This is a genomic window from Aminobacterium colombiense DSM 12261 (genome assembly GCF_000025885.1).
GTDB classification, from domain to species: Bacteria; Synergistota; Synergistia; order Synergistales; family Aminobacteriaceae; genus Aminobacterium; species Aminobacterium colombiense.
Window position 1 is genome coordinate 257,464 of record NC_014011.1, and the last position, 10,349, is coordinate 267,812.

At 45.8% G+C, this 10,349-nt stretch carries 10 protein-coding genes; 6 read left to right on the forward strand and 4 right to left on the reverse strand.

The window, feature by feature from the left end:
- Position 1 precedes the first annotated feature (1 nt).
- From AMICO_RS01175 to AMICO_RS01185, 3 genes are read right to left on the reverse strand one after another with little or no spacing between them, the layout of a single operon-like run.
- Positions 2 to 1,072 carry an ABC transporter permease gene (locus AMICO_RS01175; protein WP_013047653.1) on the reverse strand — a complete coding sequence of 357 codons (1,071 nt, stop codon included), beginning with the start codon at positions 1,070 to 1,072 and terminating at the stop codon, positions 2 to 4.
- Positions 1,069 to 2,643: an ABC transporter ATP-binding protein gene (locus AMICO_RS01180; RefSeq protein WP_244392417.1), complete on the reverse strand. Its 1,575-nt coding sequence runs from the start codon at positions 2,641 to 2,643 to the stop codon at positions 1,069 to 1,071. The genes AMICO_RS01175 and AMICO_RS01180 overlap by 4 nt, the downstream gene beginning before the upstream one ends.
- Before the next feature lie 60 nt (positions 2,644 to 2,703).
- Positions 2,704 to 3,786, reverse strand: coding sequence for a BMP family ABC transporter substrate-binding protein (locus AMICO_RS01185; RefSeq protein ID WP_013047655.1), 1,083 nt, complete (start codon positions 3,784 to 3,786; stop codon positions 2,704 to 2,706).
- A 198-nt stretch (positions 3,787 to 3,984) separates the two neighbouring features.
- Between AMICO_RS01185 and gpt the strand changes: the two genes are divergently transcribed.
- Positions 3,985 to 4,464, forward strand: a complete 480-nt coding sequence (gene gpt / locus AMICO_RS01190) for a xanthine phosphoribosyltransferase (RefSeq protein ID WP_013047656.1) — start codon at positions 3,985 to 3,987, stop codon at positions 4,462 to 4,464.
- A 50-nt stretch (positions 4,465 to 4,514) separates the two neighbouring features.
- Positions 4,515 to 4,991 carry a hypothetical protein gene (locus AMICO_RS01195; protein ID WP_013047657.1) on the forward strand — a complete coding sequence of 159 codons (477 nt, stop codon included), beginning with the start codon at positions 4,515 to 4,517 and terminating at the stop codon, positions 4,989 to 4,991.
- Between the two features lie 75 nt (positions 4,992 to 5,066).
- Here the strand turns inward: AMICO_RS01195 and AMICO_RS01200 are convergent, their stop codons facing one another.
- Positions 5,067 to 5,585: a type 1 glutamine amidotransferase domain-containing protein gene (locus AMICO_RS01200; protein WP_013047658.1), complete on the reverse strand. Its 519-nt coding sequence runs from the start codon at positions 5,583 to 5,585 to the stop codon at positions 5,067 to 5,069.
- A 111-nt stretch (positions 5,586 to 5,696) separates the two neighbouring features.
- Between AMICO_RS01200 and AMICO_RS10280 the strand changes: the two genes are divergently transcribed.
- Genes AMICO_RS10280 through AMICO_RS01220 form a run of 4 tightly spaced genes read left to right on the forward strand, consistent with a single transcriptional unit; the run spans position 5,697 to position 10,322 of the window.
- Positions 5,697 to 7,634 (forward strand): DUF5752 family protein, encoded by a 1,938-nt coding sequence (locus AMICO_RS10280; protein WP_013047659.1) that lies wholly within the window; start codon positions 5,697 to 5,699, stop codon positions 7,632 to 7,634.
- Positions 7,635 to 7,688: 54 nt separating this feature from the next.
- A complete protein-coding gene (locus AMICO_RS01210) occupies positions 7,689 to 9,230 on the forward strand; it encodes an alpha,alpha-trehalose-phosphate synthase (UDP-forming) (protein WP_013047660.1) in 1,542 nt (513 codons plus the stop codon).
- Positions 9,211 to 9,738: a nitroreductase family protein gene (locus AMICO_RS01215; RefSeq protein WP_013047661.1), complete on the forward strand. Its 528-nt coding sequence runs from the start codon at positions 9,211 to 9,213 to the stop codon at positions 9,736 to 9,738. Before AMICO_RS01210 ends, AMICO_RS01215 begins: the two co-directional genes overlap by 20 nt.
- 56 nt (positions 9,739 to 9,794) lie before the next feature.
- Positions 9,795 to 10,322 (forward strand): nitroreductase family protein, encoded by a 528-nt coding sequence (locus AMICO_RS01220; RefSeq protein ID WP_013047662.1) that lies wholly within the window; start codon positions 9,795 to 9,797, stop codon positions 10,320 to 10,322.
- Positions 10,323 to 10,349: the final 27 nt, after the last annotated feature.

A 10,349-nucleotide genomic window follows, 5' to 3' on the forward strand; every position in this document is an offset into this window, starting at 1 on the left:
GTCAGTTGTCCCCTCTCCAGATAATTCGAATTCGGTATCGTCTAAAGAACTCTCCGCCTAACACAAAAAAGAGGAGCAGCCCCTGGAGTACTAAAATGCTTGAAAGGGGGAGGCGCATTACAATTTGCAGCGTATCTCCGCCCACAAACAAAGCTCCAATAAGAAAAGCGACAAAGAGAACAGTAAGGGGATTAAGGCGCGCCAGCCAGGCTACAATAATGGCGGTATAACCGTATCCAGCAGAGCTGCCATGCTGAAGGCGTCCCTGGAGTCCCGCTATTTCGCACATGCCGGCAAGACCGGCTATTGCCCCGGAAACAAACATGACCATTACTGCGTTGCGCAAGTAGTTCATTCCCGCAAAAGTTGCGGCCTTGGGATTTTCCCCGATGACTCGGATCTCATAGCCCCACCGTGTCCATTTAAGAAGGGCCCAGAAGAAGAAGGCTAGAAAAATTGCCAAAAAAAGCCCTGTGTGAATGCGGGTGTCGCCAAGAAGAGGAAGGCGGGCTGCATTGGGAAAGGGGGCTGTCATGGGGAAGCCCAGGCTTGCCGGATCCCTCCACGGACCATAGACGAAGTAATCGACCATATTGAGAACGATATAGTTCAGCATAAGAGTCGTGATGATCTCGTTTACATTCCACCTGGCCTTGAGATATCCGGCGAAGGCGGCCCATATTCCGCCAGCAGTGGCTGCCGCGGCAAACATGATCCAGAACATTATGAAAGGCTGGTCAACAAAAAAATAGCGTACAGCGGCCGCTGTTGCCAGAGCACCCATGAGTATTTGGCCTTCTGCGCCAATGTTCCATATTAGCATTTTGAAAGAAAGGGTTACTGCAATGCCAGCCATGGCCAGGGGGATTGCTTTGACAATTGTTTCGGTGAGGCCGTAAGTATCCCCGAAAGAGGCTTTAAACATAGATGTGTATGTCTGAAGAGGTGAAACCCCCATAAAGTATAAAAAGACAGCACCTGTAACAAGGGCCAGTATAATGGCAAAAAGAGGAATAGCCACGGTAAACCAGGCTGGTGTGATAAGACGCCTCTCCACTTTTAAGTATTTCATCTCGCTATAGCCCCTTCCTTTATAGATGAGAGGGGGGTCCCTGCCATCATGAGGCCCAGCATTTCAGGCGTTGCTTCTTCTGGATGGTCGAGAATGCCCATAATTTCTCCCTTGAATATAACAGCGAGTCTATCGCTTAAAGAAAGCAGTTCTTCTAAATCTTCCGAAACAAGAAAAACAGCAGCTCCACGGTCACGTTCCAGAAGAAGCTGTTCTCGCACAAACTGAGTTGCTGCCACATCGAGGCCCCAGGTTGGGTGAACGGCTATAAGTGCTTTAGGAGCATCGCAAAGCTCTCTTCCCAGCATCAGCTTTTGCAGATTGCCCCCTGAAAGGTTCTTTACTGGGGTTTCGATGGACGGTGTGCTGACACTATATTTTTTTACGAGGTTGATGGCGTGGGAAAAAACGGCTTTCCAGTCGATCATTGGCCCTCTGGCTACGGGTTTGTTCCAATATTTTTTTAGTATAGAGTTCTCTTTAATATCCATATTTGGTACGAGACCAGTCCCTTTCCGATCTGCGGGTATATAGCGAACGCCCCTGGCGATGAATTGTTTTGGGGGTTGGTGGGTCAATTCTTCGTCATCAATCATAATGCGCCCTTCCTTTAGAGGGCGAAGTCCTGCCAGGGCTTCGCAGAGTTCCTGCTGTCCATTTCCGGCAATGCCCGCAAGCCCCAGGATTTCCCGTTCCCGAACATCTATGGAAAGGTCCTTTACCACCGGAATGCCTCTGTCACCTAAAACTGTTATTTTTTTAGACTGGAGAATCTGTTTTCCGGGGGCAGAGCTTTTTCTGGCAACAGTAAATGAAACCTTTCTCCCCATCATGAGTTCTGCAAGCTGTTCCTTTGATGTGGCGGCTGTTTGTACAGTTCCGGTCTTCTCTCCTTTTCGAAGAATGCTGATGCGATCTGATAGTGAGAGAACTTCGTCAAGTTTATGAGAAATAAAGACAATGCCGTGACCTTCTGCTGTCATTTGCTGAATGGTGCTGAAAAGGCGAAGTGCCTCCTGAGGAGTTAGTACAGCAGTAGGTTCATCAAGAATCAAAACCTGGGCTTTTCGATAGAGCATTTGTAAAATAGCTACACGTTGCTGTTCTCCGATTGAAAGCTGCCATATTTTGGCATCCGGATCAACTTCCAGTCCATATTGCCTGGAAATGTCAATGATCTGCTGATGTATTTCTTTTTTGGGAAGAAGCTGCGGCAGACCCTCTAGGCCAAGGATCATATTTTCCCAGACGGTTTGGCTTGGAATCAGCATAAAATGCTGATGAACCATTCCTATACCAGCAGCAATGGCATCTTTCGGTGAAGAGAAGGAAACTTTCTTCCCATCTATCAGTATGTGCCCTCTGTCCGGGTTATATAAACCATATAAGATGTTCATGAGCGTCGATTTCCCTGCGCCGTTTTCACCAAGGAGGGCATGGACTTCTCCGCGGTTAACATCAAAATCTATGTTATGGTTTGCGACGATGCCGGCAAACTCTTTTGTGATTTCCTGCATCTGTACAAGTGGCGATGCTGTTTTTGCTTTTTCCATAGCAACGTTTCCTTTCATTGCGATCTTTTTCAAAAAAAAAGGGCGCAAAAGCGCCCTCCTGGTCTTTTCTCTGGGTGCTTATTTAGGAATGTCCCCTTTCACACCTTCTACAAACCAGTTCATAGAGAGCTTGTCTCCATCTGAAAGCGATTGCCCAGCTTCAACCTTTATTGTACCGCTTTGATCTTTAATAGGGCCATCAAAAACATCCCATTCGCCAGAAATAATTCTTGTTTTCTCCTCTTCAACAAGCTTTTTCACTTCTTCCGGAACATCTTTTCCATACTTAGATAAACCGACCATCCCTTCTTTTAATCCCCACCAAATATCCTCAGATTTCCATGTTCCCATGGTGACTTGCTCTATAACACGTTTATAGACAATTCCCCAGTCCCAGATGGGGGCGGTGAGGTGTTTTGTAGGAGCATACTGGCTCATGTCGTTATTATAACCGACGACATAGACTCCGGCTTCTTCTGCAGTCTGTGGGGCGGCACCGCTGTCTGCATGCATGGAGATGACATCCGCTCCAGAATCGATGAGAGCTTTAGTCGCTTCTTTTTCTTTGCCTGGATCGAACCATGAGAAAAGCCAAACGACTTTGACTTCGGCCTCAGGGTTGGCTTTCCTCACTCCCTGGGTAAAAGCATTGATACCACGGATAACTTCAGGAATTGGATGAGCAGCTACAAAGCCGATGACGTTATTTTTTGTCATTTTCCCGGCAACGAGACCGGAAAGATATCGTGCCTGGTACATTCTTCCGAAGTAGATGCCCACGTTGTCTGCTCTTTTATAGCCGGAGCAGTGCATAAAGACCACGTCAGGATAGCGTTTTGCCACATCTTGTACAAAGTCCATGTAGCCAAAGGATGTAGCGAAGATGACTTTTGATCCGTTGCGGACAAAGGTTTCCATAACGCGAGCTGAGTCTGGTCCTTCTGGGACAGACTCAACATAACTCGATTTGAGCCCGGGGAAAGCGGACTCCATCTCGAGACGTCCCTGGTCATGCATATAGGTCCACCCTCCATCGCCCACGGGACCAATATATACAAAGCCGCAATTGATCTTTTCTGCCGGGATAGCTTCCATGGCGAAAGCTGTTCCGCAAAGAGCGACACTGAGCGCGACGAACAAGACGATTAAACTTCTTTTCATTGTAGATGTCCTCCTTAAGCGTTCTTTTAGATAAAATATTTTTCAAAATAAAGATTTCAACTTAACAATTATACTGATTTTACAATAAAAGGAAAGTTAGGAAGGGGAAATAAAAAACTAAAACAATACCATTAAAACATAAAAACATGTAATATAAAGTTTATCATTTTTTACTCTATTCAGGGAGGCTATGAATCAATGGGCAGCGAAGATCGTTATCACAAAACCTATCCTGTTTCCTGGGACCAGCTTCATCGAGACTGTAAAGCTTTGGCATGGCAGCTTCTTCCCAGGAAGTGGGAGAAGATAATTGGAATTGCGCGAGGAGGGCTTATCCCTGCTGCTATTATAGCGAGAGAGTTGAATATCCGTCTCGTGGATACAGTCTGTATTTCAAGTTATACTATTCGTACCCAGGGAGAGGCGAATATTTTAAAAGGGATTAACGGAGACGGTGAAAACTGTCTCATTATCGATGATCTCGTCGATACTGGGAAAACTGCACGAGTTGTGAGGAAGATGCTTCCAAAGGCTTATTTTGCGACGGTTTATGCCAAACCTGAGGGAAGTCCCTTTGTTGATACGTACATAACCCAGGTCAGTCAGGATACGTGGATCCTCTTCCCGTGGGATTCTGAGACGGCATATTCCACGCCTCTGGTGGACCGTAAGGAATAATGATGTAGAATAATGAACAGTAGCAGATGTCGAGGGAGGTGGGGTAACCTGTGCTTTATATAAAGTTCGCACTGCCGTTCGCTCTCTGGGCCTGGGTACTGTCAAGTTCCTATGCCCGATATATTCTTCCACGAATTTCTTCTGTTTATGGTTTGCTGAAGGGGTTAGAAAGCAAGGAGGCTCATAGCGCCAGCAGTTTCCACGTTCGAGGAACATCTTTTCTCGTAAAAATAGTGATGCTGTTCTCTCAGATGTATGCCCTTGCCGCGTGGTCAGCTTATTCGGTTCTTCGAACCATGCGCTTTGCGAGGCTCCCTGAAACAAGGGGATGGATTTACTATCTTACAGCCTTCATCATATGTGAAGGGGCTTTGGGTGTTATAGCAAGAAAAGAAGAGTATAACGGCTTTCTTTCCATACTGCATTCCATTATGGCTATGGGGGCTTTTGTGATCTTTGCCTTCAATCCCCATCTTATGGGAAGTATGTATTCCTGGCTGATACGCCTTGTGGGGGTTGAACTATAAGGCAGCCTCCCTGAAAAAACAACTGAACATGAGGGCAGGGGACGTCTTTTGTACCCTGCCCTTTTTTCTGGGCTGTTACTTTTTTTGCAGAGCCTCAAGAAGAGCTTTCGTGAAAAAGGGAAGGTCTGACGGTTTTCTGCTTGTTATTAGTTTTTCCGATGTAACCACAGGTTCATCAACCCATATTGCTCCGGCCAATTCCATATCGTCTTTAATACTGGCGAAGGATGTAACCTGTTTACCCTTTAATATGCCAGCTGAAACAAGAAGGCTGCCTCCATGACAGATGCTTGCTACGACTCCATTTGACCTATAGATCTGGGCAACGAGAGAAACGATTTCACCAGACATTCTCAACTTATCTGGCGCCCATCCCCCGGGGATAACCACTCCGCGGGGCAGATTCTCCGAAAGACTTTGGGGAGTGTAGGCCGCCTCAACTATGGTACCGAACTTCCCTGTATAGTGACGAGGAGCAACTGGGGCAACAACTATAGGTTCGTAACCATCTTCAATAAGGCGATAATAGGGGTACCAGAATTCCAGATCGTGGAAATTCTCTTCTACAAGAATAATTATTTCTCTTCCGGTCATATTCAACGCTCCCTTCCTTTCCATCTATGCTACAATTTTTACCACATATTTATATTGTTATATTATACCGAAAAATCGAAAAATCAGCGTTGCCTTATGGGAGCTGTTGCTATGTCTAGTTATCAAAGTAGAGAGACCTTTAGATTCAAGGAGTGCACCCTTCTGCCTATTAGCACAGGGATTCAGGCCAGGAACCTTAGAGAGCTTCGTGAAGGGATTGAAGAGGTTGCTCCAAGCTGTCTGTACTATCATTTCTGGGGTCGCCTTCTTTCCCCTCAGTTTCCAGAGTCTGAGTATGTTAATGATTTTGCGTCCTGGGCAAAGGTTTATCTTCATGAAGACGCACTTTCTGAGAGATTAAGCGCCCTGGATCTTAATCACAGGAACGATATCGAGGATATCAGGGAGGAACTTCTCGACCTCCTCGATGAAACACTTTCTAGAGAGTATTTCATCAGTTGGAAGGAGGCCGATAGGACTTTCCACTTTACTCGGGCTCATCTCATTGTTGTAGAAACAGCTCTATCAGCAGACTCCCCTCGAACACTCCCTCGGGCTATAGCATCTTCAAGCCGAGGCAGTATTTTTTTTCATTTCATAGAAGCAAAACGGCGCAATCGTGAAGACAGGCAAGACGATTATTCGAAGTGGCTGGGTTTTTTTGGCGAAGAAACTGCGGAAGCAAGAGAGGAACTGACAAATTTGGATCCATATTTACACTCTCTTACTGATCTCCGGGAAAGACTTGTCCATATTTTAGAAATCGCTTTTGTTTTGGGGGGGGGAGAGTCTTTTATGACACAGCTTTTACAGAATTACGGAGTCTTAGCTGGAGAACAGGTTATAAGCAGCTTATATCGTTTTGCAACCTTCTTGCAAGGGAAAAAGGTTGTTCATGTCAACTCAACTCGTGAAGGTGGAGGAGTGGCAGAAATTCTACGATGCATGATTCCCCTAATGAATGAACTAGGTATTGAAACTCACTGGGAAGTTATAGTTGGTTCGGAGGCTTTTTATACAGCAACGAAGTCGATTCATAACGCTTTACAAGGCAAAGACCTCCCTTTTACAGAATCCTATCATGAAGTTTATATGGAAACGAACAGGCTTAATGCGGAGAGATTGAGACCTCTTCTTGAGGAGGCAGATTTTGTGTTTATTCATGATCCTCAACCAGCCCCCCTTCTTTCACTCTGTCCTAACAGAAAGGGAAAGTGGATTTGGCGGTGTCATATTGATGCGAGTGTGCCAAATCGTAACATATGGAGGATGCTTCGCCGCTTTGTTTCAGAATATGATGCGTCCATCTTTTCTCTTGCTGATTTTACTCAGCGTTTACCTCACCCCCAATACCTTATCCCACCGAGCATAGACCCTCTTAGCGAGAAAAACATTGTTCTTTCGGAAAGAGAGATCGATGAGACGTGTCTTCGTTTCAATTTAGATAGAGAACGGCCTCTTGTAGTGCAGGTGTCCCGGTTCGATGTTTTTAAAGATCCTATTGGTGTGATAAAAAGTTACAGGATGGCGAGGAAACATGCGGACATGCAGATTGTCCTTGCAGGAGGGGGTGCCGCCGATGACCCGGAAGGTGCCGCGATTTTAGAGCAGGTCAAAAATGCTGCTTCTGACGATCCTGATATCCACGTCATCGAGCTTCCTTCTAATGCTCACAGAACGATCAATGGGTTACAGTCTGCCGCAGACATAATAATGCAGAAATCAACCAAAGAAGGTTTCGGTCTTACAGTGACTGAGGGAATGTGGAAATACAAGCCTGTAATCGGAGGCGATGTAGGTGGTATCCGTCTTCAGATCATTAACCGTTTTAACGGATTCAGGGTTCAGACCCCGGAAGGGGCGGCATTGAGATTGAGATATCTTTTAGCTTGGGGGCGGCAACGGAAACGGATGGGACAGAATGCCCATAAATATGTGCGAGAGAACTTCCTTATCACAACTCATTTGCGTACAGTTCTTGCTCTTATGATCAATCTCTCTCAAAATGGTGGTGAGGATCTGGAGGCACAGATGTCACAAAAACTATAATTTTTCTTTACAAGAGCCTAGCAACAATCTGATTGTAGAGAGGAAGGGAGAAGAGTGGCAGATAAAGAGCGCATGATCGTTGTTTCGAACCGTCTGCCCATTATCCTTAAAAAGAGAAAACAGAAGTGGAGTGTGGAACCGGGAGCGGGAGGGCTTGTTACGGCTCTTTCCCCTGTACTGAAAGACCGTGGCGGCATGTGGATTGGATGGCCTGGCACAAGAGGGAGGATCAACCTAAGCGGGTTGCGTAAGATCCTGGGGCCCATATCAGAAGAAACGGGTTTTCGCATAGTGCCGATCTTGCTGGAAAATGGTGAAATTGACAACTATTACTATGGATTCTCAAATTCTATTATTTGGCCTCTTTTTCATGATTTAGAGGCTCTTTGCCGTTTTCAGCCCCAATACTGGGAGGCATATGTAAGGGTTAGCGATAAGTTTGCAGCTGTTATCGCAAAGCATTCAACGGAAAAAGATATCATATGGGTCAATGATTACCAGCTTATACTGCTGGCGGGCAGCCTTGAGCGTCTGGGCGTTAAGCGCCATTGTGTGTTTTTTCTTCATATCCCCTTCCCGTCACCAGACCTTTTTATTAAACTTCCGTGGAGGAAACAAATTATTGATGAGTTGCTACGGTTTTCTTTTCTCTGCTTCCAAACTCATCGAGATAGAAGAAATTTTATAGATTGCGCCAGGTCTTTTTACCCTGCCTGTAGGGTTGTAGGACGTGGAGCTATTGTAGAGCTGGAAATAAAGGGGCACACTATACAGATAGGAAGTTTGCCCATCAGCATTGATTATAAAAGATTTCGTTCGATGGCTTCAGCGAAAGAGGCGGCCCTTCGCTCTCGAGAGATCCGTAAGGATATTACAGCCGACTTTCTTGTCCTTGGCATCGATCGCCTTGATTACACAAAGGGAATCCCAGAAAAATTGAGAGCTTTTGCCAGAGCTCTCGAAAAATACCCCCATCTCCAGGGAAAGATATCTCTTTTTCAACTGATCATTCCCAGTCGGGAAGGGGTGGCGGAATACGGTGCTCTGCGAGATGAAATTCAGAAACTTATCAGTGAAATAAATGGCCGATTCTCAACCACTGCTTGGGTGCCCATACTTTACCGCTATGGTACAGTGGATCAAAAGGAATTAGTAGCTATGTATCGGGCTGCTGACGCGGGTTTTGTAAGTTCTCTCAAAGATGGCATGAATCTTGTGTGCAAAGAATACTGCGCTTGTCAGACAGATTATAAGGGAGTTTTGATTTTGAGCGAATTTGCAGGAGCGGCCTATCAGCTCAGGAGCGGGGCTATCCTTATTAATCCTTACGATGTGGAAGCGACGGCAGATGCTCTTTATTACTCGATTTTTATGAAAGAAGAAGAAAAAAAGAATCGCATGAGGCGGATGTGCAAGTCTATTAGAGAACGAGACGTTTACTGGTGGGTCAATAATTTTCTGCGGGCAGCGGCGGGAAAAGAGCTTAAGGATTTTCCTGAAGCAGAACTTCCAGAGTTTTGGCCGGGCTTAAGAAAAAAGGTTTTTGTATTTAAAGACAAAAAAGGCGGTGAAAACGATGGCGTTAAAAGAGAATGAGGCAATTCGGGCTATTTTAGGAAGGAGAAGCATTCGGCGTTTTGAAGAAAAAGCAGTAGAAAAAGAGAAGATAGAGCTTCTGGTTGAATGTGGATCAGCGGCTCCCAGTGCAGCAAATAGCCGCCCTTGCCACTTTATAGTTGTTACTGATAGAGACCTTCTCAATCGTCTCGGGGAAGACCATCCTTATGGCAAAATGCTTTTTGAAGCTCCCCTTGGAATTGTTGTGTGCGGCAACCCTGAGAAAAGCGACTTTGCCCGTCGTTATTGGGAAGAAGACTGTTCTGCCGCAATGCAAAATATTCTTATAGCTGCTCATGCTATCGGTCTTGATGGAGTATGGTTAGGCGTTCGCCATGCCGAAGGGTGCGAAGAGGCAGTTCGTAAAATCATCTCGATTCCAGAGCATATAGCAGTATTGGGCATAGCGGCTATTGGATATGGAAAAGAGAAAAAAGAGCCCCACAAGGGAATCGACGAAGGGACCCTGCATCTTAACAGATGGTAGGGTGGACACAAAAAAGAAAAAGTAAAAAAATTTAACAATGAAAGAGGCGAAAGGTGATGGACAAGCGTGAACATCCGGTAATTAAGGCTATCCTCGGACGAAGAAGCATTCGAAAATTTACAACAGCTCCTGTAGAAAAGGAAATTATAGATATTTTGCTTGAGTGCGCTTTTGCGGCTCCAAGTGCCCATAACCAGCGTCCATGCCATTTTATTGTTATTCAGGAGAGAAATATTCTTAATAGGCTAGCGGCGGCCCATGATTCAGGAAAAATGTTGGCTCAGGCTCCTCTTGCCATTGCCGTATGTGCAGACACATCATTCTATCCAAAAGAAGATCTGGCATGGATGGAAGATGCAGCGGCGGCTCTTGAAAACATCCTTCTAGGTGCACGGGCCTTTGGTATCGAGGGAGTCTGGCTGAAGGTCATGGGCCGTCATCCCAGAGAAGAACGGGTTTGCCCAATCCTGGAGGTTCCAGACCACATTAAGGTGACAGGTATAGCGGCCCTTGGATATCCAGCAGAAGAAAAGGCCCCCCATAAAGGGATAAACGACAAAGCCCTCCACAAAGAGAGATGGTAAAATAGTAAAATTGCAGGCTTGATAGGG

What these genes read in the sequence shown, in the direction of transcription:
- AMICO_RS01215 (WP_013047661.1), top strand. Translation starts at nt 9,211, where the DNA reads ATGGCGTTAAAAGAGAATGAGGCAATTCGGGCTATTTTAGGAAGGAGA.
- AMICO_RS01175 (WP_013047653.1), bottom strand. Translation starts at nt 1,072, where the DNA reads ATGAAATACTTAAAAGTGGAGAGGCGTCTTATCACACCAGCCTGGTTT.
- AMICO_RS10280 (WP_013047659.1), top strand. Translation starts at nt 5,697, where the DNA reads ATGTCTAGTTATCAAAGTAGAGAGACCTTTAGATTCAAGGAGTGCACC.
- gpt (WP_013047656.1), top strand. Translation starts at nt 3,985, where the DNA reads ATGGGCAGCGAAGATCGTTATCACAAAACCTATCCTGTTTCCTGGGAC.
- AMICO_RS01180 (WP_244392417.1), bottom strand. Translation starts at nt 2,643, where the DNA reads ATGAAAGGAAACGTTGCTATGGAAAAAGCAAAAACAGCATCGCCACTT.
- AMICO_RS01220 (WP_013047662.1), top strand. Translation starts at nt 9,795, where the DNA reads ATGGACAAGCGTGAACATCCGGTAATTAAGGCTATCCTCGGACGAAGA.
- AMICO_RS01200 (WP_013047658.1), bottom strand. Translation starts at nt 5,585, where the DNA reads ATGACCGGAAGAGAAATAATTATTCTTGTAGAAGAGAATTTCCACGAT.
- AMICO_RS01185 (WP_013047655.1), bottom strand. Translation starts at nt 3,786, where the DNA reads ATGAAAAGAAGTTTAATCGTCTTGTTCGTCGCGCTCAGTGTCGCTCTT.